The sequence below is a fragment of the Fulvivirga sedimenti genome (genome assembly GCF_020328055.1).
Genome location: NZ_JAIXNE010000003.1, coordinates 1,267,188 through 1,292,177 on the forward strand (window position 1 = coordinate 1,267,188; position 24,990 = coordinate 1,292,177).

At 46.7% G+C, this 24,990-nt stretch carries 24 protein-coding genes; 13 read left to right on the plus strand and 11 right to left on the minus strand.

The window, feature by feature from the left end; genetic code table 11:
- Positions 1–66 precede the first annotated feature (66 nt).
- Positions 67–1,134 (minus strand): acyloxyacyl hydrolase, encoded by a 1,068-nt coding sequence (locus LDX50_RS17835; protein WP_225698664.1) that lies wholly within the window; start codon positions 1,132–1,134, stop codon positions 67–69.
- Positions 1,135–1,210: 76 nt separating this feature from the next.
- Here LDX50_RS17835 and LDX50_RS17840 point away from each other — a divergent pair, with 76 nt between their 5' ends.
- Together LDX50_RS17840 and rlmN are read left to right on the plus strand one after the other, a co-directional pair.
- Entirely contained in the window at positions 1,211–1,654 is a 444-nt protein-coding gene (locus LDX50_RS17840; protein WP_225698665.1) for an acyl-CoA thioesterase, read from the plus strand.
- A gap of 24 nt (positions 1,655–1,678) precedes the next feature.
- Positions 1,679–2,722, plus strand: coding sequence for a dual-specificity RNA methyltransferase RlmN (gene rlmN, locus LDX50_RS17845; RefSeq protein ID WP_225698759.1), 1,044 nt, complete (start codon positions 1,679–1,681; stop codon positions 2,720–2,722).
- Here rlmN and LDX50_RS17850 read toward each other — a convergent pair.
- The 5 genes from LDX50_RS17850 to LDX50_RS17870 form a co-directional block, all read right to left on the minus strand.
- Positions 2,719–3,663 (minus strand): rhomboid family protein, encoded by a 945-nt coding sequence (locus LDX50_RS17850; protein WP_225698666.1) that lies wholly within the window; start codon positions 3,661–3,663, stop codon positions 2,719–2,721. The genes rlmN and LDX50_RS17850 overlap by 4 nt on opposite strands.
- Before the next feature lie 6 nt (positions 3,664–3,669).
- On the minus strand, positions 3,670–4,464 hold the full coding sequence (locus LDX50_RS17855) for a rhomboid family intramembrane serine protease (protein WP_225698667.1): 795 nt from the start codon (positions 4,462–4,464) through the stop codon (positions 3,670–3,672).
- Positions 4,465–4,470: 6 nt separating this feature from the next.
- Complete coding sequence (gene mutL, locus LDX50_RS17860; RefSeq protein WP_225698668.1) at positions 4,471–6,288, minus strand: DNA mismatch repair endonuclease MutL; 1,818 nt, start codon at positions 6,286–6,288, stop codon at positions 4,471–4,473.
- A 12-nt stretch (positions 6,289–6,300) separates the two neighbouring features.
- Positions 6,301–6,660: an RnfABCDGE type electron transport complex subunit D gene (locus LDX50_RS17865; RefSeq protein WP_225698669.1), complete on the minus strand. Its 360-nt coding sequence runs from the start codon at positions 6,658–6,660 to the stop codon at positions 6,301–6,303.
- A 150-nt stretch (positions 6,661–6,810) separates the two neighbouring features.
- The gene (locus LDX50_RS17870; RefSeq protein WP_225698670.1) at positions 6,811–7,179 is read right to left on the minus strand and encodes a four helix bundle protein; all 369 of its coding nucleotides are present in this window, start codon (positions 7,177–7,179) and stop codon (positions 6,811–6,813) included.
- A gap of 181 nt (positions 7,180–7,360) precedes the next feature.
- On the opposite strand from LDX50_RS17870, the gene LDX50_RS17875 reads away from it, so the two are divergent.
- From LDX50_RS17875 to LDX50_RS17890, 4 genes are all read left to right on the plus strand, one after another.
- A complete protein-coding gene (locus LDX50_RS17875) occupies positions 7,361–10,264 on the plus strand; it encodes a serine hydrolase domain-containing protein (RefSeq protein WP_225698671.1) in 2,904 nt (967 codons plus the stop codon).
- A 14-nt stretch (positions 10,265–10,278) separates the two neighbouring features.
- Positions 10,279–11,421: an N-acetyl-alpha-D-glucosaminyl L-malate synthase BshA gene (gene bshA, locus LDX50_RS17880; protein ID WP_225698760.1), complete on the plus strand. Its 1,143-nt coding sequence runs from the start codon at positions 10,279–10,281 to the stop codon at positions 11,419–11,421.
- A 91-nt stretch (positions 11,422–11,512) separates the two neighbouring features.
- Positions 11,513–12,118 (plus strand): sterol desaturase family protein, encoded by a 606-nt coding sequence (locus tag LDX50_RS17885; RefSeq protein WP_225698672.1) that lies wholly within the window; start codon positions 11,513–11,515, stop codon positions 12,116–12,118.
- Positions 12,119–12,392: 274 nt separating this feature from the next.
- Positions 12,393–13,325 carry a hypothetical protein gene (locus tag LDX50_RS17890; protein WP_225698673.1) on the plus strand — a complete coding sequence of 311 codons (933 nt, stop codon included), beginning with the start codon at positions 12,393–12,395 and terminating at the stop codon, positions 13,323–13,325.
- A gap of 13 nt (positions 13,326–13,338) precedes the next feature.
- Here LDX50_RS17890 and LDX50_RS17895 read toward each other — a convergent pair whose 3' ends face one another.
- From LDX50_RS17895 to LDX50_RS17905, 3 genes are read right to left on the minus strand one after another with little or no spacing between them, the layout of a single operon-like run.
- Positions 13,339–13,860: a GbsR/MarR family transcriptional regulator gene (locus LDX50_RS17895; RefSeq protein ID WP_225698674.1), complete on the minus strand. Its 522-nt coding sequence runs from the start codon at positions 13,858–13,860 to the stop codon at positions 13,339–13,341.
- A 27-nt stretch (positions 13,861–13,887) separates the two neighbouring features.
- Positions 13,888–14,793 (minus strand): Brp/Blh family beta-carotene 15,15'-dioxygenase, encoded by a 906-nt coding sequence (locus tag LDX50_RS17900; protein ID WP_225698675.1) that lies wholly within the window; start codon positions 14,791–14,793, stop codon positions 13,888–13,890.
- 46 nt (positions 14,794–14,839) lie between these two features.
- Positions 14,840–15,616, minus strand: a complete 777-nt coding sequence (locus LDX50_RS17905) for a bacteriorhodopsin (protein ID WP_225698676.1) — start codon at positions 15,614–15,616, stop codon at positions 14,840–14,842.
- Between the two features lie 631 nt (positions 15,617–16,247).
- On the opposite strand from LDX50_RS17905, the gene LDX50_RS17910 reads away from it, so the two are divergent.
- The 3 genes from LDX50_RS17910 to LDX50_RS17920 are packed head-to-tail and all read left to right on the plus strand — an operon-like array spanning position 16,248 to position 19,545.
- Positions 16,248–17,345 carry a vWA domain-containing protein gene (locus LDX50_RS17910; RefSeq protein ID WP_225698677.1) on the plus strand — a complete coding sequence of 366 codons (1,098 nt, stop codon included), beginning with the start codon at positions 16,248–16,250 and terminating at the stop codon, positions 17,343–17,345.
- A 5-nt stretch (positions 17,346–17,350) separates the two neighbouring features.
- On the plus strand, positions 17,351–18,853 hold the full coding sequence (locus tag LDX50_RS17915; RefSeq protein WP_225698678.1) for a sigma 54-interacting transcriptional regulator: 1,503 nt from the start codon (positions 17,351–17,353) through the stop codon (positions 18,851–18,853).
- Positions 18,850–19,545, plus strand: coding sequence for an AlbA family DNA-binding domain-containing protein (locus LDX50_RS17920; RefSeq protein WP_225698679.1), 696 nt, complete (start codon positions 18,850–18,852; stop codon positions 19,543–19,545). The genes LDX50_RS17915 and LDX50_RS17920 overlap by 4 nt, the downstream gene beginning before the upstream one ends.
- A 268-nt stretch (positions 19,546–19,813) precedes the next feature.
- On the opposite strand, the gene LDX50_RS17925 is transcribed toward LDX50_RS17920, so the two are convergent.
- A complete protein-coding gene (locus LDX50_RS17925; RefSeq protein WP_225698680.1) occupies positions 19,814–19,984 on the minus strand; it encodes a hypothetical protein in 171 nt (56 codons plus the stop codon).
- Between the two features lie 112 nt (positions 19,985–20,096).
- Between LDX50_RS17925 and LDX50_RS17930 the strand changes: the two genes are divergently transcribed.
- From LDX50_RS17930 to LDX50_RS17945, 4 genes are all read left to right on the plus strand, one after another.
- Positions 20,097–21,455 carry a PhoH family protein gene (locus LDX50_RS17930; protein ID WP_225698681.1) on the plus strand — a complete coding sequence of 453 codons (1,359 nt, stop codon included), beginning with the start codon at positions 20,097–20,099 and terminating at the stop codon, positions 21,453–21,455.
- Positions 21,455–22,258 carry a DUF3298 and DUF4163 domain-containing protein gene (locus LDX50_RS17935; RefSeq protein WP_225698682.1) on the plus strand — a complete coding sequence of 268 codons (804 nt, stop codon included), beginning with the start codon at positions 21,455–21,457 and terminating at the stop codon, positions 22,256–22,258. Before LDX50_RS17930 ends, LDX50_RS17935 begins: the two co-directional genes overlap by 1 nt.
- Positions 22,259–22,505: 247 nt before the next feature.
- Entirely contained in the window at positions 22,506–23,114 is a 609-nt protein-coding gene (locus tag LDX50_RS17940; RefSeq protein ID WP_225698683.1) for a hypothetical protein, read from the plus strand.
- 217 nt (positions 23,115–23,331) lie between these two features.
- Positions 23,332–23,901 carry a hypothetical protein gene (locus LDX50_RS17945; protein WP_225698684.1) on the plus strand — a complete coding sequence of 190 codons (570 nt, stop codon included), beginning with the start codon at positions 23,332–23,334 and terminating at the stop codon, positions 23,899–23,901.
- Between the two features lie 534 nt (positions 23,902–24,435).
- Here LDX50_RS17945 and LDX50_RS17950 read toward each other — a convergent pair.
- Positions 24,436–24,837 carry a nuclear transport factor 2 family protein gene (locus tag LDX50_RS17950; RefSeq protein WP_225698685.1) on the minus strand — a complete coding sequence of 134 codons (402 nt, stop codon included), beginning with the start codon at positions 24,835–24,837 and terminating at the stop codon, positions 24,436–24,438.
- Positions 24,838–24,990: the final 153 nt, after the last annotated feature.

Below are 24,990 nucleotides of genomic sequence, written 5' to 3' on the forward strand. Positions count from 1 at the left end.
GTCTCTAAATAAAAATGACGCAAGCCAGGTACTACTGACTACTGACTACTGACTACTGACTACTGACTAAAGTCTGTAACCAACCCCCCACTCTATCACATCCGCTTTTCCCAAATGTGCCTTGAGAGCGAAGCCGGTGAAGAAATGATCTGTGAAATGATGTTTAATGCCAATTCGCCAGTAAAATGACTTATCAACCTCCTCAGGGCGATAAACATAATAACCCAGCTGGAATACGACAGAATTCGGACCGGTGGTAAGCTCAGGCCCAAGGGCAAGTCCGAGACGGAAACGGTTTGCACCAGGATCACCGGTGCGATCCGGGATTGATGAATTGTAAAATACGTCGGCACTCCCGTTTAATGCCACTTTGTGATTCAGGTACCGGATGGCATTGACCGATGCTGTAAAGGCAAAATACTTTTTAGGATCTTCTTCATTGTATGCTTTAACCGAAGGAGCGAATTGCACCGAAAATCGTGTGCGTCGTTGGAAGGCCCCTACAGGATCAGTATTTCGCTTGTACTGATCGGGGTTGGGCGTATATAGCATTCCGACCGTTAGCGACGGAATATTAAAACCTGAATTGGGTACCTGTACGGCCCCGTTCGAATAATGCGTAAAAACAATCCCGCCATTCACAGCCATATGGGGTGTGAGCTGATAATGTGCCAGAAAATTACCTTCCATAACGCCATTAATGGTTGTCGAAATGAAAGTGTTTTCAGGATTGGTTTCGGGATCATATTTCTCGTCGGAAAATGAGACGCCTGGAGCTATCTTAAAACTGAACCGAAGTCTGTTATCCGGGTTTCCGATATATTTCTGAATGAAGAAGGATGTAACTAATGCCTGCCCCAGCCGTGAATCCCCGTAATTCAGGTATGCAAGGCTGATACCGATATCGGGATAATTCCAGACCCGCTCCCATTCATCATCACCGGTGGTCTTCGACAGGTAGGTAAATTCAAACCCGACAGGGTGTGCGTCAACAAACGCGGTACGCAGTTCTTCATGATGTTTCAGCAGCCAGCCGTTGCGATAGGCCAATCCAAAGCTCTTCTGACGCTGTGCCAGGGAAGAGGTGGTGAGGACTACCATGAGTAACAGCAGTATGGAAACAATTTTTTTCATGAAGCAGCAAATTTAGTATGATTTTGTATAACGGCCAGATTTAAACACTTTTGTTACAAATTCATAACATTAAACTATGGCCCGTGTTACGCTGATCCTCCCGGAAAAAAGAGTTTTTTCAACGATCATCCCTATACAGATAAGCGACATAAATTATGGTGGCCACCTGGGTAATGACCGCGTTCTTACCATCATGCATGAGGCCCGGCTCAGGATGCTTAAGAAAATGGGGTATAAAAATGAGGTTGACATGGCACATGAAACAGGCATGATCGTCACCGATTCCGTAGTTGTTTATCGTGCAGAAGCCTTCCATGGTGATCAGATCAGGGTTTCCATTGCCGTGGATGATTTCAATGCCTACGGGATGGATTTCTTTTACAAGCTTGAAAATACAGAAAGTGATCAGGAGATTGCCCGGGGTAAAACCGGTATTGTCTTTTTCAATTATGTGAAGCGCAAGGTTAGCCGCATTCCTGAAGATTTTGAGGAGCGTTTAAAATCAATGCACGCTGAATAAGCTTTTTCCTATCTTTGCATTATGATTGAATCGGGTGCGAAAAAGGATGTGCGAAAAATGAGCCTGGAAGAGCTCGAGAGTTATTTCATCGAATCAGGTGAAAAGAAATTCCGTGCGAAACAGGTATATGAGTGGCTGTGGCGAAAAAGTGCTAAGGATTTCGACCAGATGACCAACCTGTCACTCGAAATCCGTGAACGGCTCAAACAGAATTTCACGATCAACCATATTGCTGTCGATAATATGCAGCGAAGCAGTGACGGCACGATCAAGAATGCTGTTAAACTATTTGATGAAAAGATCGTTGAATCGGTTCTGATCCCGACAAACAAGCGAATCACGGCCTGCATCTCGAGCCAGGTTGGCTGCAGTCTGGATTGTCATTTTTGTGCCACAGCCCGGCTCAAACGGATGCGCAACCTGAATCCGGATGAGATTTACGATCAGGTGGTTGCGATAAAGGAACAGGCGGAGTTATATTTTGACAGGCCGCTCACTAATATCGTTTTCATGGGCATGGGTGAGCCCTTGCTTAATTATCAGAACGTGATCGATGCGATCGACAAGATCACTTCTCCGGATGGTCTAGGCATGTCCCCCAAGCGGATCACACTCTCCACGGTAGGCGTAGCAAAAATGATTCAGAAGCTGGCTGATGATGAAGTTAAATTCAATCTGGCGGTCTCACTCCACAGTGCGATCAACGATGTTCGGAATGAGATCATGCCGATCAATTTATCAAACCCGGTGGAGGACCTTGCTGACGCGCTGAAGTACTGGTACAAGAAGACCGGACGGAAAGTGACCTATGAATATGTTGTCTGGAAGGATATCAATGACCGCCCGGAAGACGCGAAGGCGCTCGTAAAATTCTGCCAGCTAATTCCTTCAAAAGTTAACCTGATCGAATACAATCCGATCGATGATGGCGCTTTTCAGCAGGCTGATGAGTCGGCTGTTCAGATGTATGTAAATGCACTGGAAAAAGCGGGTATTGTCGTGAATATCCGCCGAAGCCGCGGAAAGGATATTGATGCTGCCTGTGGACAGCTGGCTAACAAATTCTAGTGTTTACTGGCGTTAAATAATTTCTGCTTTTCTTCCTTTGTGAGGCTTTCATACCCTTTTTCGGAGATTTTATCCAGGATGGCATCTATCTCTTCCTGGGAGGCACTGCTGCCGGAAGGCTTTTGAGCCGTACGGGTTGTTCCCCGCGAAGCGGTCCGGCCAGATGCAGCACTTGCACTTCGATGAGTGACCTTTATTTTCGACTTAGGCTTAAACAAACCACCGACTCCTGAGATAACCGTCTGTATCCATGCGCCCATGTCAGATCCGTTCTGCAGTTGTTTAATGTAAAGGAATCCCATCAGTGCGCCACCTATATGAGCCAGTTCGCCGCCGGAATTTGGACCTGACAGCGACAGGAAGAATGAAAGTACGTAGAATAATGCGATGTATTTGATCCTCACCGGTCCGAGAAATAGCAGAAATATCGTGTAATTCGGCATAAGCGTTGCGGTTCCGAAAACGACTGCGAAGACTCCGGCAGAAGCACCTACCAGGGAAGGGCTAACCATGGAAATATCCATATTAGGGTTGAGCAGCTGCAGGAGGACGGGATATATGGTCAGATAGATAACCGCTCCGAACAGTCCGCCAAGTACATACAGATTTACCACTTTAGGACCACCCAGGTATTCAGCAAGAATTCTTCCGAACCAGTACAGGAACAGCATATTAAAAAGGATATGAAAGAACCCGTCATGGACGAACATGTAGGTGATGGGTGTCCACAGGCGAAACAACAATTCATTCCAGTGCATGGGAAGCCCGAGATACTCTCTTGATATATCCACAGCACCTCGTCCTATGGAGATATCGGTAAAAACCTGTGCGAGGCCGAGCACCACGAAGACCACCACATTGATCACAATGAGGCGGATGTATTCATTATTGGGTCTGCTGAATACGTTTTTAAAATCCTGTAAAAATCCTTGTCCGTTCATGGTTCATTAATAGAATGAATCCCTTTTTGTTTGCCAGTACTTGATCATGATGAAAGCAAATACCATACCCCCTAAATGCGCAAAATGCGCCACAGGGTCACCGGGGTTTCTGGCAAAACCTGCCCAGACGGCGTATGCACCGAGAAAAAGGACGAGGTACTTTGCCTTCACCGGTATGGGTGGTATCAGCAACATCAGCTGTGTGTTAGGGAATAACAATCCAAACGCCATAAGTATTCCATAAATTGCGCCGGAGGCACCAAGCATGCTGCCACGCTGACTCACCTCGTTATACAAACCCTGCACGTACATTTTACTTTGCTCAATATACTGCTGATCATTGGCATTCTTGCTGAACTGATCCTGAAATTCATAAACGCCCGAATTGAAATATCTGTCATTTTCATCCACGAAAATGGCAAAATTATCGGGTGTGGGTGCTTCAAGGTAGGTTTCAACATCATTCCGCAGATTCCTGAGTTCAAAGACCTCCATACCTGTGTAAAGCAATGCCGCTCCAACACCTGTAACCAGGTAAAATGTTATAAACTTTTTTGGCCCCCAAAACTGCTCCAGAAGCGGACCAAGAAACACCAAGCCCAGCATATTGAATATAATATGGCCGAAATCTCCATGCGCAAACATGTAGGTAAAGAACTGGTAGGGTCTGAAATCCGGAGATGTAAGACGGTGCAATGCCAGAAATCCTGTTACATCCACACTTTTCACCATGATTTGCAGCAGGAACACGACCACATTGATGATCAGTAAATTTTTTACTACAGGGGTTAATCTCATCATTTGTTATCAGGCATTGAAATAATTTGCAATAGTAGACATCGAAAGCAGTACAAATGTTTTCCTTCCATCAGGTGCATAGTTGGGATTCTCACATGCGAAAAGCTGATCCACCAGGTTATGCATCTCTTCGCGCTGCAAAACCGCTCCCGGCCTGATCGCAGCCCTGCGGGCCAGTGAACGTGCCAGGTTTTCGCGTACAGGCAGCGCATCTACCCGGGCATTATGCTTGAACTGTTCGATCAATCCTTCAAAGATAGTTTTTTCATCACCATTCTGAATGTCGGCCGGAATTCCTTTGATCAGAAAATCATGCTGACCGAATTCCTCGATATCAAACCCCAATGCAGCAATCTCCTGCTGCATTTCCTTAACGAGCGAAACATCTCCGGGGTTTAAAGAAATGGCCTGCGGAAATAATGACTGCTGAGAGGCGCCCTTGCCGGATTTCATGTTGCGGATAAATTTTTCGTAGCAAATCCGCTCGTGTGCTGGCTGCTGATCAATAAGCATCATACCTGATTTCACCTGTGCGACGATAAACCTTCCGTGCAGCTGAAACAGGTGCGAGGGGGTCTCTTTGGCCTCATCCTCATGCATCTTACTTTCGAAACGCAGTGTAGTTTCCTGTGCCGCCTCTTTTTGATCGAACCAGGTTTCCGGCAACACCGATTTTCCGGGGTTTTCAGTATATAATTTTTGCCAGGTTTCCAGGTTTCCAGAATCACGCGGTGTGGTCTTGAACTGACTGTAATGCATGTCCTGTACAAACTGCCGTTGCGAATCCAGCTTGATGCCTGTATTAACATCATGCGTAAAATCCAGCGCAGGGGCAAGGTTATGCCGTGCCAGGGCTTGTTTAACAGCCGCATGAACCAACGCGTAGAGCGTGCGCTCATCATCAAATTTTACCTCGGTTTTGGTCGGATGCACGTTGACGTCGACCCGGGATGGCGGCAGCTCAATGAACAGTACATAGAATGGAAAATTACCGTCGGCGATCAGGCCCTCATAGGCCTGTACCACTGCATGGTTGAGGTAGTTGCTGCGAATATATCTTCCATTCACGAAGAAAAACTGTTCTCCCCGGGTCTTGCGGGAGGCCTCCGGTTTGCCTACATACCCGTGTACGGTAAAATCTCCCACCTCCTCCTGACACGAAGCCAGTTGTTCCCGATAGGAAGATCCAAACAGTCCGACAATCCTGTGGCTAAGCTTTCCTTCTGTGAGCTGATAGGTTTCCAGGTCATTCTGGTGAAGCGCGAATGCCACGTCCGGTCTTGCGAGTGCCACACGCTGGAATTCATCGACGATATGTTTCATTTCCACAGAATTGGATTTGAGGAAATTTCGCCGTGCAGGAACGTTGTAGAATAAATTCTTAACCAGGATCGAGGTTCCAGGCTGATGGGCCACGGGCTCCTGGCGCTTTACTTCAGAGCCTTCTACCACCAGTAGTGTGCCAATTTCATCATCCTGGAGCCGGGTACGCATTTCAACCTGGGCCACAGCGCCAATAGAAGCCATGGCTTCTCCACGGAACCCCATAGTCTTAATGGCAAATAAATCTTCGGATGTACGAATCTTTGAGGTGGCATGCCGCTCCATGGCCATGCGGGCATCGGTCTCGCTCATTCCGGAGCCATTATCCACGACCTGGATGAGGGTTTTTCCGGCTTCACGAATGATCACCTCAATATGTGTAGCCCCGGCATCAAGTGCATTTTCAAGGAGTTCCTTCACCACCGATGCCGGCCGCTGCACCACTTCTCCCGCAGCGATCTGATTGGCGAGGGAATCTGGAAGTAAGCGGATGATATCGGGCATGCAAAAGCGGGTCTAAATAATGCGTTTCAGTTTGAGATACAATAATACGGAAGATAGACCAAACATGACATAAAGCGCGACATTTCCGAAATACCAATATCCCGCGATCGTGCCCACCAGTAACGCAAGAATTGCCATCTGCATCAGGTTGATCGTACTGTTACGTGAAGACCGGCGGGTAAAAGATCCTGTAATGCGCGACTGAAAGTGTATCCCCATTTCACGTTCCTGCTCCGCCTCGCCTCCCTGTTTGAGTTCCGACTTGATCTGAGACACCCGCGCATCCATTTCCTCTTTCACCGGATCGTAATACCTCGGTGACATGGTAAACCGCTGATGCCGCGGTGTTCGGAAGAGTGATGGAAATTTCATTTGTGTAATCATTTATCCCTATAACCCTTAAAGTTCGGAAGGACACAGAAGGATTGCAAACATTATGAGCAGGGAGTAGATAATAGGTGGTAGGGAGTAGGGAATAGGGAATAGGTGATAGGTGATAGGTGATAGATTGCATAGTAACACTTAAGATGATTTGTTTTTTCCTGTTGCAGTTTGAACTATCGTATAAAGCATCTTGATAATTTCTTTTAGTAAATCCATCCTTTCCTGATAGTCGCTAAGTTCAATATAATTGCTGTCTAAAAGTAAATTCAGCCAGTATTCGGACTCACGTGCTTCTTTGTAAGCAAATGACATTTTAACTGCAAATTCTTTCCTGGAATAGGCACCGTAAGCCTCCTGGATATTGGCGCCTATCGAAGTACAACACCGAAGTAATTGCTTGGAGAGTACGTACTCCTTTTGCTCAGACACAAGATATTTGTACAGCTGGATTATGCTCAATGAAAAATTATACGCCTTCTCTGCTACTATACTTTTACCACTTTTCATACCCGTGAATTTTTAACAATACCTATTCCCTATTCCCTACTCCCTACTCCCTACTCCCTACTCCCTACTCCCTATTCCCTATTCCCTATTCCCTATTCCCTATTCCCTGCTAAAAGTTTGACAAGTCAGAACTAAGTATGTACATTTAACCTGCATAATTATTTTTTAACCTGACGGCGGCATGCTTCGATATTTTTTCTGCGCCATTTTAGTTGCAATACCCTTATTTTCAGCGAATTCGCAGAAGAAAACTCCCGCTGTACCCACCCAGGAGGAATGGGTGGAGAAACTCTATAATTCCCTCACTCCTGAAGAACGAATTGCCCAGCTTTTCATGATTGCAGCATACTCCAACGGGAATGAACAGCATGTGGCGGACATCGAAAAATTAATTCGGGAGAAAAAGATAGGCGGACTGATTTTTATGCAGGGCGGACCGGGCCGGCAGGCACATCTTACAAACCGTTATCAGCAGGCTTCAAGGGTTCCCCTCATGATCGGAATGGACCTGGAATGGGGGTTATCCATGCGGTTAGACAGTACCATGGGTTTTCCACGGCAAATGGCACTCGGAGCGGTTCAGGATGACAGTCTTATCACTGCCATGGGGGAAGAGATTGCACGGCAGATGAAACTCATCGGCGTACATATTAATTTCGCTCCGGTGGCTGATGTGAACAACAATCCCAATAATCCGGTCATCGGCACGCGCTCCTTCGGGGAAAATAAATTTATCGTCGCCTCACGAACCCTTGCTTACATGAAGGGCATGCAAAGCCGTGGTGTTATGGCGGTGGCGAAACATTTCCCGGGTCACGGCGATACCGACAAGGACAGCCATGAAACCCTGCCCGTGATCAGCCATAAGAAGGAGCGGATCGATGATATCGAATCCTACCCCTTCCGGAAACTGATCCAGGCCGATATCGGTGGTATAATGACTGCCCACCTGCAGGTAAATGATCTTGACCGGAATTATCCTTCATCACTCTCGGAAAAAATCACTACAGGATACCTGCGTGACGAGCTGGGATTCGACAGCCTGGTATTCACCGATGCATTGAATATGAAGGCTATTGCCGACCGTTACGCCGATGGCGAAGCCGAATTGCTTGCATTTAGGGCCGGATCGGATGTATTGCTTTTTTCACAGAATATCGATCGAGGTATTGAACGGATCCTGGAAGCAGTTGAAAAAGACGACAAACTAGCCCTGCAACTGGAACGTACCGTAAAAAGGATTCTTCGCACTAAATATCAGTTCGGATTACATAAATCCCCGAGAATAAATCCTGATAACCTCGACCTGCGGCTTAATACCCCACATGCTTTCGCTCTCGCCACGGAACTCGAGGAAAAATCGATTACCGTGCTCCGGAACAGGGATGATTTCTTACCTGTCAGACAACTCGATAACCAAACCTTTGCTTCCGTCAACTTTGGCGACGCAGGAAATTTTACTTCCTATCTGAACCGATACACATCCTTCACATCAATCGACGGAAGTTTGCCAACTGATGACCTGCTCAACAAGCTTTCCACTTATAATGTGGTGATAGCCGGCATATTTCCGGGGCAATCTGAGGAAGCGCTGAATGAGATTAATAAAATCCTGAACACCATCGGTAAAAAGAGCAGGGTGATCACCTGCTATTTCGGCAACCCCTATGAACTGGAACCGCTGGCAGATTTGCCGGGACTCCTGGTTGCCTACAGCAATTCCGACAATGCACGGCTTGGAGTGGCCCAGGGTATCTTTGGTGCCATTCCGCTGGATGCAAAACTTCCGGTTTCGGTCTCAGTGAAGTTGCCGGCGGGCACTGGGCTGAACACTTCTTCTTTAAACCGGCTCGGTTACGGAATTGCGGATGCACAGGGAATCAGCAGCCGCACGCTGGAAAAGATAGATGAACTTGCACGTGAAGCGGTAAGCATCGGGGCCACGCCCGGCTGCCAGGTATTGGTTGCAAAGGGAGGAAAGGTTGTTTACAGCAAGAATTTCGGATACTACACCTACGACAGCATCAAACCAGTAGATGAAAATACCATCTATGATCTGGCATCGGTAACCAAAGTACTGGCCAGTACACAGGCTCTCATGTTTTTGGAAGAACGCGGACTGATCGATCTGGATAAAAAAATATCGGTCTACCTGCCTGAACTGAAGGGTACCAATAAGGAAAATATGATCCTTCGGGATATCCTCACTCACCAGGCCGGATTGTGGGCCTATCTTCCCTTCTATGCGCAGACCATGAAGGACAAGGAATTCTTGCCCGATTATTATGCCCCCAGCGCGACCCCCGTGTATAGTATGAAAATTGCGGACGGTCTGTATGCCAAGCCGCTGGTAAAGGACAGCGTATGGCACTGGGTAGTGGAAAGCCGCCTTCGCCCCAGGAAGGATCACGAGCCGTTTGATTACAAATATTCGGATATGGGCTATTACATGATGCAGCGGATGATTGAGCGAATATTGAATCAGTCGATCGCCGATTTCATGCAACAAAATTTTTATGATCCGATGGGGATGAGTTCAACGGGCTATAAACCGCTTGATCGTTTTCCCCGGGATCGGATCGCACCGACCGAACAGGATAATTTCTTCAGAAAATCACTGATTACCGGAATGGTCCACGACCAGGGGGCAGCGCTTTTCGGTGGCGTCGCCGGACACGCGGGTTTATTCGGAACAGCCAATGACCTGGCAAAGAACCTCCAGATGCTCCTGAACGGAGGAAATTACGGCGGTGTTCGATACCTCCAGCGGGAGACGGTGATGAACTTTACAGATCAGCAATACGCAAATAACCGGCGCGGACTCGGATGGGATAAACCGCTGCCAGGTGAGTGGTACGGTCCGACTACCGAGTATGCTTCTAAACAAACCTTCGGTCATACGGGTTTTACAGGTACGGCCATTTGGGTTGACCCGGAATTTGATCTGATTTATGTATTTTTGGCTAATCGGATCTATCCGGATGCGGGAAATTCAAAACTTCTGTCGAAGAATATTCGTACTAGAATACAGGAGGTGATATACCAGGCGATCTGGGATTTCCGCAGTACCCAGGAAGCATACTGACTATGAAAAATCTAATGAACATTGGCATCGTCTGTTACCCCACATTCGGTGGTAGCGGGGTTGTCGCAACAGAGCTGGGCATTGCACTGGCCAAGGAGGGACACAAGGTTCACTTTATCACCTATTCTCAGCCTACGCGCCTGAGTTTCTTCAACGAAAACCTGTATTACCACGAAGTGGAAATCAGGGCATATCCCCTGTTTGCTTATCCCCCGTATGAACTGGCACTTGCGAGTAAAATGGTGGATGTAGTGAAATATGAGAAGCTCGATCTGCTGCACGTTCATTATGCCATACCCCACGCCTCTGCAGCCTATATGGCCAAACAGATCCTGGCGACACAGGGCATTCAAATACCGGTTGTTACCACATTGCACGGTACTGATATCACGCTGGTTGGTAAAGACGCCAGCTATGAACCGGTGGTAACCTTCAGTATCAACCAGTCAGACGGCGTAACCGCGGTTTCAGATGATCTTCGGAAAGACACCTATGAGCATTTTGCCGTTACAAAAGACATTGTCGTAATTCCGAACTTCATTGATCTGGATCGCTTCAAAAAGCATCCGAAGGAGCATTTCAAAACGGCTATTTGTCCGAATGGTGAAAAGCTCATCGTGCATACATCCAACTTCCGAAAAGTGAAACGGGTGGATGATGTGGTTCGTATTTTTGAAAAAATCCGCCAGGTAATTCCGGCCAAATTATTGCTTGTAGGTGACGGCCCGGAACGAAAGAGCATAGAAAGTCTTTGCCGTGAACTTAAGACCTGCGATGACATTCGTTTTCTCGGGAAACTGGAAGCCGTGGAAGAGGTGCTGAGTGTGGCGGATTTGTTTGTCATGCCATCGGAAAAAGAAAGTTTTGGTCTGGCCGCACTGGAAGCGATGGCTTGTGAGGTGCCCGTCATCTCCTCCAATGCCGGTGGTATTCCGGAATTGAATATCCAGGGTGTAACCGGGTTCATGAGCAACGTGGGAGATATTGAGGATATGACTAAAAATGCGCTCACGATACTTGATAAAGACAATCTGGCAACCTTTAAAAAGAACGCGCTTGCCCGTGCCCGGGAATTTGATATCAAGAACATTCTGCCCAAATACGAGGACTTTTACGACCAGATTTTAGAGCAGAAAAAAGCCGTTTCTAAGGCATAACAACCATTTTTACAAACATTTAACCGATAATAGTATCATTTGATTGATATGTAATATATTTTTGCGTGCAAACCAGTGAGTAAGTCAACATATGGAGAAATCAAAACCAAATAATTCAGGAACCAAGCAGCTCTTTAAAAACAAGCTGCTGGAGCGGCTCTCGCGTACACACATCGCTGTGCCGCTCGTGCTGTTCAGCCTTTATTCTGGCGGACTGATCTTTTGGAGTGTTAATAATACCACATTAACGATTTCGACAACTGTCGGAATGTTTTTTGTAGGTTTCCTGGTGTTCACATTTGTGGAATACCTGGTACACCGCTATGTTTTCCACATGGGAACGTATACCGAACTTCGTAAAAAACTGCAATATGCATTTCACGGGGTTCATCACGACTTCCCCAAGGACAAGGACCGGCTGGCAATGCCTCCGATTATGAGTGTTACCATTGCCACTGCGTTGCTTTTCCTGTTCAGGCTGTTCATGGGTGATTTTGTGTATTCATTTCTACCGGGATTCCTGATGGGCTATGCCACTTACCTGTTCGTACATTATATCGTGCATGCCTACCCTCCCCCGAAAAACGTATTTAAAATTTTATGGGTACACCATGGTATCCACCACTATAAATCTCCTGATCGAGCCTTCGGCGTATCATCACCGCTTTGGGATGTGATTTTCAGGACAATGCCATAACTTACTTTAGTCAGTAGTCAGTAGTCAGTAGTCAGTAGTCAGTAGTCAGTAGTTGAAGTATTGAGTAGGTAGTAGGTAGTAGGTAGTAGGTAGTGGTATAGTGGATAGTGCCTTATAATTTAAGGCAAATAAATAACAGCGTTTTCCCTAAAAAGCAACAATTCCTTATATTAATCCAAAAGTTAATTGGATGAACGATTAGCGAACCGTACACTAATCACTAATCACTATAAACTCCCACTACTGACTACTGACTACTGACTACTGACTACAAATGATTCTTCCTTACTATCCAACCGGTATTCATCCCCCCGAAAAAGCATCGCTGAATACCTTCTTTTTTCATGAAGACCGGTTTGTGATGCGTTATGGAAAAGACCCCCATATTTACACCCTTTCTACCCGCAAAAGCGGCGATCTGCGGGCCCGAATGTTTATTTCCATTTCAGGAAATGAAGCAGTAAGCATGTCTAAAAGCTCCTTTGGAGGTATTGATTTTGCTCCCTTTGCCGATGAGTCGGATGCCGCAGATATGGTGGAAGTCCTGTTCAATTTCCTGGTTGAAAACAAGATCACTAAATGCCGGATCCATGCATTTCCCCAGTGCTACGATTCCTACAGCCATGACCTGATGGAAAGCGCCCTGATTGAGCGGGGTTTTGAAGTGGCCTGGACCGATATTACTCATTACTATCAACCTGCTGGCCAACCCTTCGATACCGTCATTGATCCGGATGAGCGTACTCACCTTAACTTTGCAAGAAAGAGCAACTGGCAATTCCGGAAACTGGATAAGGATTATCTGCCGGCAGCATTTGATCTCATCACCCGAAGCCGTGAGGCAAAAGGGTATCCCGAAACACTGTCTCTCGAAGAACTTACCCGTAATTTCAATCACTTCCCGGACATATTTCACTTATTCGGTGTTTTTGATGGTCCGGACCTTCGTTCCACTTCTGTCTGTATACGGGTGAATGATAATATTCTCTATGACATTTCCCATGGCGATAACCCTGAAAAACGGAAGCATAACAGCATGCTGCCATTGATTCAGGGCCTGTATTATTATGCCAGACAGCATCGGTACAGCCTGCTGGACCTGGGTATTTCCACGGAGAAGGGTGTAAAAAACGAAGGCCTGTTTAATTTCAAGCGAAAACTTGGAAGTGCCGTAAGTGAGAAGAAAACGTTTGTTTGGGAATTTTAACTCTGCCAAAGATTTACTTTTGGCGGCCTCTTGATTTTAATATCTGCAATAGGTTCTTCAATATCCAGGATTTATCCGATTCCATAAAGAGGTTTAGAGCCTGGTCGGTGGTCCTGACAACCTCCGTCAGTTCACTGGTAACACGTTTAAATTCGGAGATGTTCGCATCATCTCCTGGTTCAACTTGCTGAACATCCCTGAGAACATTCAGAATAGGTTCAATTTCACGATTCCGACGTACTGCTACCACTTTCCGGGCCAATGCCCATGTGTCCCGGTCGGTATAGTAGAATTCCTTTCTGTCGCCTTTTTTAGAGGTCTTTTGGGCCAGGCCCCAATCCATTAAGGCACGAAGATTCATGCTGGCATTACCTCTTGATACTTTCAACTCCCCCATGATCTCGTCAACCGATATGGGTTCCGGTGAGATTAGGAGCAGCGCAAAAATTTGTGCCATGGTACGATTAATTCCCCAGGAAGTACCCAATGTACCCCATGCACGTATAAATTCATCCTTTGCCGCAGAGTAATCCATATATCAGTGAAAGTGGATAATGCATAATTAGGAAAATTTTTCATAAAGGTCATGCATTACAATCAAATGAGGGACTGTGAGCATCGATATCACAATAATAAAGATCATATAGGGGGATATGCCGGTCATTTGCTGAGGCATCAGGAAGAGGGCTGCAGCCAAAAATGCAGTCGCAAGAATCGTGAAAGGAAAAATTCTTTTGAGGAATGGGATAAATCGTGATTTGCGCTGCCTGTCAGCAACGTATTCATATTCGATCACCAGGGAACGGAACGAATGCCAGATACCAAAATAAATGGTAAATGAGAAGACCGCATTGGAATAAACAGCCAAAAAACAGAGCAGCACGAGTGTTCCGGCTTCAAACAGAAGATTATTGAATGAGATAAAACGCTGGAAAGCGGCGTATGCTGCCCCAGCGAATAACACGAAAAAACTAGCGGTCATAACGGCTGACCAGTACATCCCGCTGTTAAGTAATGAAAGGTTCAGCCATTCTAGCGATGAAAAAATCCGGATGCATTCATCGAGATTGGTATAGATAATTATTGAAAGCAGAAATGAACCCCAGCTCAGGAATAAAAGATTCTTCAACCATTTCGGACCGTTTATCTGGTACAGTTGGGACTGTCCGAAGTGATACGCCGAGATGATCAGAAATAAAATAAATGCTATAGTGGGGAAATTCCACCAGAATAATCCTGTGGCGGCAATCAATCCAATGTAGAACAGGTAGAATCTCCACGGTTTTTTACTTCCATTTTTCTTTAAATACAGAACATGATCGAGCGCTCCGTGCGGAATACCCAGCAAAATGATGGTAAAAAGAAAGAGAATCCAGCTGAACTCCAGTACCGGAGGATAGATGAATACCAGTATTCCCAGGGCTGCTGTTACTGAAAGTAAAAATATATTGATCGGATCGATTTTCATAGAGAATAAAAGAGGCCTGCCCGAAGGCAAGGCCTCTTTTCAGTGCTTATGCGTTTGCAGTGCTTGTTGTGTCTGATTTGGCAATTGAATAAATCACCAGACCAAAACCGATCTTGTTCACCGCATCAGCAATGTTATAAAAAAGATCAACATTTGATGAAGTCCAGCCAAGAGCTGTGTTCAGCCAGCCACCTGGCATACACATGTAACCGATCGGATAGATAGCCCATCCAACAAGAACAAACCAGGCCAACATACGAATTCCCCTGATCACTGTCGGGTTACCGGAAGCATCTGCCAGGTTTTTCACCTCACCAAACCAGGCGGTGTAAAGAATGTACAAATATCCCAAGGTAGAAAGCGCTCCGTACAGGAAGCTGTGGGTAGATGCTCCGTCCGCAGGTGTTCCATCTGCATTTAAGGGAACAAATGCTTCTCCAATGTAACCCATCACCAGCATAAAGGCTGAGGCAATAATGAGTTTCCAAAGCAGGCTTGATTTTGCGCCGGCTGGCTTGGTAAGCAGGTAAAATTCAACACACATCAACGGAACGGTAAGCGTCCAGTCAATGTACCGAAGTGCTGTGGGATTGGTACCTGTTGCTGCATAATAATCGCGCATGTAATAATAGTGCACTGCAGCGATCATCGTGATGAGACCTGAAACAAGCAATGAAGTTTTCCACTTCCCACTAACAGTATTTCTTTCGAAGAAAAAGAATACTGAAGCAGCAAACATGGCCATGTACCCTGTAAAGAAGGTAAATGCAACCGGATCGTCCTTTGGAATAGCAACGATGTCTACGAGATATAAAGATTCCATAATACAGTGTTTAGTTTAATGTTGAAAACACTGTAGTTTCAGAAATGTTTGAAAATTCAAAAACTTAAATTAGGTATACGAATTAAATAGTTCCAGGAACGTTTCAATTCCACGAAATCAGCAGGTTTGGAAAAAATATATGGAAAGGAAAGAATCCAGATATCATGTGAACGAAAAAAGGCCCTCTTTCGAAGGCCTTTTTTTCAAGCACTCTTTTTCAGTACCCTTAACCGGTATTAAAAAATCTCACCGAGCCAGATGGTTAGTCTGAATATCTTAAAAAAGCAAAATTATCTTCTAAGAATTAACTCACAGGTGATTCACGTCTTTTTCAGTTTTCTCCTTCTCCGGAGCTTTAGTGTACGTCGGACACGTATACGTAGCACACGAAGAAACAACTAAAGCCAGAGCAAACAAAACCAATACAGACTTTCTCATAGTTCAAAAAATTTAAAGTTTCCGGTTGTTAATGATTCAAAGATGAGGAATATAACCACGCAAGGTTTACAAAAACCCCCCCTTACCTTACACACAAATGAAAAAAACCTTTTATGTTTATTGAAAACACCGGAACAGAAGCCAGGCAATCACGGTTTATATCTTAACACCTGTCAGAAAAGGGCGCCAAACCATGCTAGGACACCGATTTACCACATTTATTCCAGATCCCGACGAGTCGAAATCAGATTTTGAAAAATTGCTCGATATTTTCCTGCAATTGCTGGTAATTACCTCCGGAGATGTGTCTGAAGCCCTGAATTGGCTCAATAATCTTGACAGAAAGTACAATATGACCGGTGAAAACTATGGCATCGGCGACTTCATTGAAGACCTGAAAGACAAGGGATATATCACAGATGAGAACCCCGAAGGCAAGTTTGAGCTTACCGCAAAAAGCGAACAACGCATACGAACCAGTGCCCTGGATGAGATATTCGGCAAGTTAAAAAAGTCGGGACGCGGCGAGCACCGGACAAATTACGGCGGATTGGGAGATGAACCCAGTACAGACCGGCGGGATTACCAGTTCGGAGATACCCTGGAGCAAATTTCCATGACCGATTCCCTGCGAAATGCGCAGATCAATCACGGACTGGATGATTTCAGAATGACAGAAGGCGACCTGGAAGTCATGGAGCAGGAATTTAAAACCCAGACCTCCACCGTCCTGATGATCGATATCTCCCACTCCATGATACTTTACGGAGAGGACCGGATTACCCCCGCCAAGAAAGTAGCCATGGCGCTGGCCGAACTCATCAAGCGGAAATATCCCAAGGACACCCTCGATGTGATCGTTTTCGGAAACGACGCCTGGCAGATCGAGGTGAAAGACCTCCCCTACCTGCAGGTGGGTCCGTACCATACCAATACTGTAGCCGGACTTGAGCTGGCCATGGACCTGCTGCGCCGGCGGAAAAATGCGAACAAACAGATATTCATGATCACCGATGGAAAGCCAACGTGCCTGAAGGTAGGTCTCAAGTATTATAAAAACAGTTTCGGCCTCGACAGCAAGATCCTGAACAAGACTTTAACACTGGCGCGTCAGTGCCGAAAAATACATATACCCATTACCACCTTTATGATTGCTTCAGATCCATACCTGAAGGAATTCGTGAAGGAATTTACACAGGTCAATAATGGCAATGCCTATTACAGCAGCCTCAAGGGACTCGGCCACCTGATCTTTGAAGACTACCGGCGCAACCGGAGAAAACACTTTTAATTTACATGACGAAACAAACTAAAATATCGACGCTCGGTGAACTTCGCGAGAGCGGATACGAATCACGCAGTGTAAAACAGGAATTACGGGACAACCTTCGGGAAAATATTCTGAAGGGACATAATGTCTTCGAGGGCATCCATGGGTACGAGGACTCTGTAATCCCCGACATGGAGCGTGCCATTCTTTCGATGCACGATATCAACCTGCTGGGTTTACGCGGACAGGCGAAAACACGCATGGCGCGCATGATGATCCAGCTGCTGGATGAATATATCCCGGTGATCAAGGGATCTGAACTCAATGATGATCCCTACGATCCGATTTCGCGCTATGGAATGGATATGGTGGAAGAACATGGCGATGATACACCCATCACCTGGATGCACAGGGATGACCGGTATACTGAAAAACTGGCAACCCCCGATGTTTCCATTGCTGATCTGATCGGTGATGTGGATCCCATCAAGGCCGCAACACTCAAACTCCCCTATTCGGATGAGCGGGTGATCCATTTCGGACTTATTCCACGTGCACATCGCGGAATATTCGTGATCAATGAACTTCCGGATCTGCAGGCAAGGATCCAGGTGGCCCTTTTTAATATCCTGCAGGAAGGTGATGTGCAGATCCGCGGATTTAAAGTACGTCTTCCGCTGGAAATCCAGTTTGTCTTTACCGCTAACCCCGAAGACTATACGAACCGCGGAAGTATCGTGACGCCGCTGAAAGACCGTATCGACAGTCAGATTATCACCCATTACCCCAAATCCATTGAGATTGGCCGTAAAATCACCGACCAGGAAGCCCACATCAAACCGGAGCAGAATGATATGGTCGTTATGACCGATTTAGCCCGGAACCTGGTGGAGCAGATTGCCTTCGAGGCGCGCGAGAGTGAATATGTTGATGCCAAGAGCGGGGTTTCCGCCCGACTGACCATATCCGGAATGGAAAACCTGTTCAGCGCCGCTGAACGTCGTGCTTTGCACCAGGGTAATAAAACGCATGTCCGCGTAGGCGACCTCTATGGTGTGATTCCATCCATTACCGGAAAGGTTGAGCTGGTGTATGAAGGCGAGCAGGAAGGTCCGGGTATAGTAGCCCATAACCTGGTGGGAAAAGCGATCCGGACTCAGTTCACGCATTTCTTTCCGGATCCCGAGAAAGTGCGAAAGCAAAAGATCGATAATCCGTATAAGGAAATCACGAACTGGTTCGGTGATGAGCATACCGTAGATCTGCTGAATGATTTTACTGACAAGGAATATGAGCAGACGTTGAAATCCGTTCCCGGACTGGAAGCGCTCGTTGATAAATTCCATAAAAAAGAGGATAAGGCAATGAAACTGTTCCTGATGGAGTTTGCCTTGCACGGACTGGCAGAATACAGCATGCTGAGCAAACATCCGTTAGCGCGCGGACTGCAATTCAAAGATCTCCTGAGCAGCATGTTCTCACTCGATGACGATGAGGACGATGATGATGAAGACGAATTCAATATATGACGATCAAAGAAGTTCGAAACCTCGTTAAGGGTGGGGAAACGCATACTGTTGAATTCAAGCGAAAGGCCACCCATCCGGAAAAGATCGTCCGGGAGATGGTGGCATTTGCCAACTCCGATGGCGGCTATGTATTCATCGGCGTGGATGATGACGGGTCGATCCCGGGTCTGAAGCACCCTGAGGATCATGTATATGTTTTGGAGGCCGCGATAGATCAACTCACACAGCCGAAGGTTGAATACAAATGGGAAATCGTTCCGCTTACCGACGACCTTTCGGTGGTATCGTTTTTTATACCCAGCAGCAGTAAAAGTCCGCACTTCGTCCTAGAGAAACAGGACAAATACCCGCGCTTCGTGAACGGGCGGAGGGCGAAAGTTCCGCCTCCGGGAAAGCGTGCCTATGTACGGGCCGATGACAAAAGTGTTCAGGCAAGCCGGGAAATGAAGGAGATCATCCGACGGAAAAAGCAGGGTAAGAATATCAAATTCAACTACGGCGACAAGGAAAAGATGCTGTTCGATTACCTGGAAAAGAACGGAACAATCACGCTCGATGGTTTTGCCGAACTCGCCAAGGTATCAAGATACAGTGCCTCACGCACATTAATACTGCTGGTACTGGCGAATGTGTTGAAGATCGTGCCGACGGAGAAGGGAGACCTTTATCAGTCAGTAGTCAGTAGTCAGTAGTCAGTAGTCAGCTCGCCTGCCGGAGCTTTAGCGTAGGTAGGTAGTCAGTAGTCAGCTCGCCTGCCGGAGCTTTAGCGTAGGCAGGTAGTCAGCTCGCCTGCCGGAGCTTTAGCGTAGGTAGGTAGTCAGTATGTAGAGTCCTAAAAGTAGCCTCCTGTAATCGCCTTCATTTTCTATCGTCATCCCAGTGGAATCTCCCGGGTTTAGCCCGGGAGTCGGACTGGGATCTATAGTGGGCCCTCACAAAGGATAGAAACTCATCCATCATCTAGCCTTTCGGCACAAACAAATAAAGGATTAGCGACGGACAAAGGTCCCTGCCTACCGGCAGGCAGGCCTGCCCGACTCCCTGATTATCCCCGGCTATCGCCGCCGATCCCAGGGAGTTCCACAGGGATGACGGAAGTGGGTGGTTATGTCCCTGGCATAACAGCTCCATGCATAAAAGCATCCCCAAAATAAAATATTGAATTAAAACCGCATTCGTTGTTTGTCTTTTGCGACAGATTCCTAAATTTGAATCAATTAGCATTTAATTTTTTCCCTCCCCTATGGCCAGAGCGAAGAAGACTGAAAGCGGGCAGAAAGAGAAGAAAATATTCGTCCTCGACACATCCGTAATCATCTACGAACACAACTCGATCATGAATTTTGAGGAGCACGATGTGGGAATTCCCATCACCGTCCTCGAAGAACTCGATAACTTTAAGAAAGGTAACGATACCAAGAATTTTGAGGCGCGTGAATTCACCCGACTCATCGACAAGCTTGCCAATGGCAAGATGCTTCAGGACTGGAACCCTCTCAATGGCTCGGCCAACAAGGGTAAGTTCAAGGTGCTGATGTATTCCAAAAGCAAGATCGACGCCAGTGAGGTATTCGACGAGGACAAGGCCGACCACCGGATCCTGAATGCCGCACTGCAGTTGCAGCAGGAAATCCCGTCAAAAAAGGTCATCCTGGTTTCAAAGGATATCAACCTGCGTCTAAAAGCGAAATCCCTGGGCCTTCCGGCCGAAGATTATAACACCGGAAAAGTTCAAAACGTAAATTCGCTTTACCGGGGGATCAATATCAACGAAAAGGTAAGCCCTGACAAGATCAATCAACTTTACGAAAAAGGCGCGATTTCGCCACGCGGATGCCTTGGCACCAGCAAGCCCAACAAAAACGGCTACTACATCCTGAAAAACGGCAAGAAATCGGTTCTCGCATTTTACAATCCGATCATGGACCAGGTGGAACACGTTGAAAAACGCTCTGTCTATGGCATCAAGCCGCGTAATGCCGAGCAGACCTTCGCGATCCATGCGATCCTGAACCCGGATGTGAAGCTCGTAACGATCCAGGGTGTGGCCGGTACCGGAAAAACACTGCTGGCTCTTGCCGGCGCACTCGAACAAAAGCGTGAATTCAAACAAATCTACCTGGCCCGTCCGATCGTACCGTTAAGCAACAAAGACATTGGCTACCTGCCGGGTGACATCAAATCGAAACTGAACCCCTACATGGAGCCGCTTTGGGATAACCTGAAGTTTATTCAGAACCAATTCCATGAGTCTGACAAGGAATATTCGAAGATCACCGAAATGGTGAACCAGGAGAAGCTGGTGATCACACCGCTCGCCTACATTCGTGGCCGAAGTCTGTCGAACATCTGCTTTATTGTGGATGAAGCGCAAAACCTCACGCCGCACGAGGTGAAGACGATCATCACGCGGGCTGGAGAAAATACGAAGATCATCTTTACCGGGGATATTTATCAGATCGATACGCCGTACCTCGATTCGCAGAGCAATGGTCTGTCCTACCTGATCGACCGGGTGAAGGATCATGAGCTCTATGCACATATTACACTTGAGAAAGGGGAACGAAGTGAGCTGGCAAACCTGGCGAACGAATTATTATAATGATGTACAGAATACTTATCCTGCTGTTTGCTTCTGCAATGATCATCAGCAGCTGTGACGTCGAACGTCCACCAACAGAAACGCCTTCATCCGAATATTTCCCGCCTTTTACGGTTGAGACACAAAGTATCAACCGGGAGTACGGCAATTGCGAAACAGATACCTCACGTACCTGTACGACGGTGGCATTTCTGTACCAGACGGTAGCCGATACCGCACGGACACAGGCATCAGATAAGATCAATGCTGAAATAGAGGCATCGATAATGGAAATTCTCGGATATGATTCCATAGAGGATCAGTCGCTGAATGGCGTGGCAGATGTATTCATCGACGATTACCGTAATCTCGCCACCAGCTTTCCGGATGCCTTCGGATGGCAGATGAATGTGAGCGGTGAGGTTCTTCGGAATGACAGCGCTTTTTTGGTGATCCGGATACAGACGGAAGCATATACCGGCGGCGCGCACGGCAACTATAATTTACAATTCCTGAATTTTGATCCGATTACCGGTGACAAGATCACACTCGATGATCTTTTCAAACCCGGTTATGAAGAAATACTGAATAAGATCTCGCTGAATACCTTCCGCGACATCAGGAATCTCGGTGCCGACGAAGACCCTGCCTCCAGCGGCTTTTCATTTGAGGGCGACCGGTATTTCAACCCGGATAATTTCGCGTTGCTGAAGGATGAGATCCTGTTCTATTTCAACCATTACGAGATCGCCCCGTATTCTGCGGGTCCGACTACTATTGATATTCCCTGGGTGGAACTGAAGGATATAGTCAGTAGTCAGTAGTCAGCTCGCCTGCCGGAGCTTGAGCGTAGGTAGGTAGTCAGCCTACCGGGCTTGCCTTTGCTTCACTCTTGAGGAAACACCCCCTTTAACCCCCCTCAAGGGGGGACGCGGCTTGCGACTTTGTATGCCATTCAGTAAACTCTTCACTGGATTTTATTGTTAATTGGGCATAGGTTTTGGTTAAATAACAATCAGAAATGTGGTTCTCATCCAAAATCGCATTAACTTTATTCAACCCAACAAAGCAATGAAACGGTTACTGATTCTGGCGATCCTTTTAAGCAGCGCATTCGCATACGGACAGCGAAAGCAGGAAATCATTGTAACCATGAAGTGTGGGGATCAATATGAGATCACCGACCGTCTCAGCAAATTCAAAGGTTCACTGGTCCTTCCGGAGGACAACCGAAAGTATATCATAGGCCGGGCAGATGGGGAAAGGGTCAAACTGCCTAAATCAGATATCGTTTCCATCCGGATCGCAGAAGATGAGGAATACCTGTCACTTATCGATTTACGCAATAATCGCCACACCATCGGCACAATGCTGGCCTCAGGTAAAGTGAATGTTTTCAAATCTTACGAGGAAGAGGTTCAGCAAACCGGTCCGAATACTCCGGTAATTTCTATTCGTGAAATTTATTTTGAAGTCACCCCTGAAGGACTTGTACGCATCAATCCAAAAAAATACATCAAGACACTCGCTAATTCCTGTTCAACGCTCGATATGTATCTTCGGGAGACCGGCAAGATCAGAAGGAATGATGTGGATGTGTTGCTCGAAAGAGTTAATGCGATGTGCAGTGAAGGGTTAGCAAGTAGTCAGCCTGCCTACCGGCAGGTAGGTAGTCAGTAGTCAGTAGTCAGTAGTCAGTAGTGATTTATTGAGACCAGAACACACCTCAGGAAGTTTTACAAGATCTTAAAAAAAGTAAAGCGAATCCAGTTTTTTAACACGGCTAAAATCCATTTACCATGTTGTTGGTACGCTCATCATGTTTGCCTGTAACAATGGAACTACAGCGGTAGTCTAACGTACAAATACACAGGTCAAACAACAAAACAACAACACAATGAAACTCTTATTAGCAACAGCATTACTTCTTTCAATTGCCTGGGGATCAGGTGAAGAAAAAAAGAAGGAAATTGAAAAAAGCCGCAACGTCATTGCGCACGTTGCTTACGATACACCTGCTGCATTCGGATTCGGAAACAGCTTCTACCTGGACGCAGACAAGGATGGAACCAATGATTTTATGTTCACTACTGTAATGGTATCGAACGAGGCGGACATTCACACTAAATATCTTGTGAATGCGTTAAATAAAAACGAAGTGCTTTCGGTTGAAGGAAGCGCAGCGATCAACGAGGATGGAATGCCGGTAGCGGAACTGGGCAACGTGGCCTGGTCGGCCAGCGCCAGCGAAATCATCGAGCAGGTTTACTCTGATTCCAGGGAATCATGGAGCGGTACCTGGTCGGGCGACAGAGCACAGTACATCGGCATTAAGCTGGTAAAAGACGGCAAGTCGTACAACGGATGGGTGAAAGTATCCATCGATCAGGAGAACGAAACAGCTTTCGTTGAAGGCTACGCGATCAACCGCGCACCGAACGGTAACATCGCCGCCGGACAGATTTAAAGGTTAAAGTTAGGATTAAGTTCAAGGTTAGGGCGCCTCCATTACTGGAGGCGCCTTTTTTTCTACCCGCCGTAGCCTTGGCGTAGGTGGGTCATTCGCAATAGCCTTGGCGAAGGCGGGTTTCCGCCCCGCGAAGGGTATGAGCAAAGGTGGGTCACTATCCGAAGACTTCCCATTGAGGCCTATTTCACGGAGCGTACCTACGGCACGCATCAATAAGAGCCAAATTCCTGCTACATATGTAGCGTACCTTCAGCACGCATTTTTTACTGCGCCTTCACGTAGCCAGAGATTTCATTGTTATAGAGTGCCTGAGCCTATTTAGATAAAACATCACAGCGTTTTGCAGGCATGCGTCGTACCTACTCCGAAGGGATGCTGTTGGCACGGCACCGGATAATTAATCGTTATCATTGGTTATCCATACCCCGTCCCTACCCTGAAGGAAGGGATGAATTTTGGCACTGGACGGACAAACTCAAGGTTAATCGAGCACAGATGAGCTGGCAGTCTCCCTACACCCTATTACCTGCTCTACACGGCTACCCCCATCACTTCCTGCAGCGCGGCAGTGTTGGTGTATTGCTGGAAGGTTTTGATTTTACCATTTTCATAATTCCAGACATGGCAGAAGGGTGAATCCTGGCTCTTACCGGTTTCCTTATACGTTCCGGTATAGCGGCCTTCTACAACGACAGTATCCCCGAGGCCGTAAAATTTCTTTGGCGTCACGGTGAAATCATCCCATTCCTCGACGAGACGCATGAATAATTTATTCAGGACGTCATCGGGTCCGTTTAAGGTACCGGAGGCGGCATACGGATTTCCTTCGGCCTCATTCCATTGGATCTGGGGGTCCATTGCTCCCAGTACTGTGGGCACTTCGCCACGGCCAAATGCCGCGTACAAGCCCTTTAGGTGCTCTACATGATTCATGATTGTTGGGTTTAAAAGTGGTTAATTGTGAAGAGTAATAAAGTACTCATTTTCAGTGGATTTACCTATTACTTCAGCCTAAATAAAGTCTTGCAACCCACTCCTGAACAGGCAGTATATAGTAGATCAAATAAAAATTATATTAAGAATCCT

What these genes read in the sequence shown, in the direction of transcription:
- LDX50_RS17920 (WP_225698679.1), top strand. Translation starts at nt 18,850, where the DNA reads ATGACGATCAAAGAAGTTCGAAACCTCGTTAAGGGTGGGGAAACGCAT.
- LDX50_RS17885 (WP_225698672.1), top strand. Translation starts at nt 11,513, where the DNA reads ATGGAGAAATCAAAACCAAATAATTCAGGAACCAAGCAGCTCTTTAAA.
- mutL (WP_225698668.1), bottom strand. Translation starts at nt 6,288, where the DNA reads ATGCCCGATATCATCCGCTTACTTCCAGATTCCCTCGCCAATCAGATC.
- LDX50_RS17840 (WP_225698665.1), top strand. Translation starts at nt 1,211, where the DNA reads ATGGCCCGTGTTACGCTGATCCTCCCGGAAAAAAGAGTTTTTTCAACG.
- LDX50_RS17900 (WP_225698675.1), bottom strand. Translation starts at nt 14,793, where the DNA reads ATGAAAATCGATCCGATCAATATATTTTTACTTTCAGTAACAGCAGCC.
- bshA (WP_225698760.1), top strand. Translation starts at nt 10,279, where the DNA reads ATGAACATTGGCATCGTCTGTTACCCCACATTCGGTGGTAGCGGGGTT.
- LDX50_RS17930 (WP_225698681.1), top strand. Translation starts at nt 20,097, where the DNA reads ATGGCCAGAGCGAAGAAGACTGAAAGCGGGCAGAAAGAGAAGAAAATA.
- LDX50_RS17950 (WP_225698685.1), bottom strand. Translation starts at nt 24,837, where the DNA reads ATGAATCATGTAGAGCACCTAAAGGGCTTGTACGCGGCATTTGGCCGT.
- LDX50_RS17895 (WP_225698674.1), bottom strand. Translation starts at nt 13,860, where the DNA reads ATGGATTACTCTGCGGCAAAGGATGAATTTATACGTGCATGGGGTACA.
- LDX50_RS17890 (WP_225698673.1), top strand. Translation starts at nt 12,393, where the DNA reads ATGATTCTTCCTTACTATCCAACCGGTATTCATCCCCCCGAAAAAGCA.
- LDX50_RS17915 (WP_225698678.1), top strand. Translation starts at nt 17,351, where the DNA reads ATGACGAAACAAACTAAAATATCGACGCTCGGTGAACTTCGCGAGAGC.
- LDX50_RS17935 (WP_225698682.1), top strand. Translation starts at nt 21,455, where the DNA reads ATGATGTACAGAATACTTATCCTGCTGTTTGCTTCTGCAATGATCATC.
- LDX50_RS17850 (WP_225698666.1), bottom strand. Translation starts at nt 3,663, where the DNA reads ATGAACGGACAAGGATTTTTACAGGATTTTAAAAACGTATTCAGCAGA.
- LDX50_RS17905 (WP_225698676.1), bottom strand. Translation starts at nt 15,616, where the DNA reads ATGGAATCTTTATATCTCGTAGACATCGTTGCTATTCCAAAGGACGAT.
- LDX50_RS17870 (WP_225698670.1), bottom strand. Translation starts at nt 7,179, where the DNA reads ATGAAAAGTGGTAAAAGTATAGTAGCAGAGAAGGCGTATAATTTTTCA.
- LDX50_RS17855 (WP_225698667.1), bottom strand. Translation starts at nt 4,464, where the DNA reads ATGATGAGATTAACCCCTGTAGTAAAAAATTTACTGATCATCAATGTG.
- LDX50_RS17835 (WP_225698664.1), bottom strand. Translation starts at nt 1,134, where the DNA reads ATGAAAAAAATTGTTTCCATACTGCTGTTACTCATGGTAGTCCTCACC.
- LDX50_RS17865 (WP_225698669.1), bottom strand. Translation starts at nt 6,660, where the DNA reads ATGAAATTTCCATCACTCTTCCGAACACCGCGGCATCAGCGGTTTACC.
- LDX50_RS17945 (WP_225698684.1), top strand. Translation starts at nt 23,332, where the DNA reads ATGAAACTCTTATTAGCAACAGCATTACTTCTTTCAATTGCCTGGGGA.
- LDX50_RS17875 (WP_225698671.1), top strand. Translation starts at nt 7,361, where the DNA reads ATGCTTCGATATTTTTTCTGCGCCATTTTAGTTGCAATACCCTTATTT.
- LDX50_RS17910 (WP_225698677.1), top strand. Translation starts at nt 16,248, where the DNA reads ATGCTAGGACACCGATTTACCACATTTATTCCAGATCCCGACGAGTCG.
- LDX50_RS17925 (WP_225698680.1), bottom strand. Translation starts at nt 19,984, where the DNA reads ATGGAGCTGTTATGCCAGGGACATAACCACCCACTTCCGTCATCCCTG.
- LDX50_RS17940 (WP_225698683.1), top strand. Translation starts at nt 22,506, where the DNA reads ATGAAACGGTTACTGATTCTGGCGATCCTTTTAAGCAGCGCATTCGCA.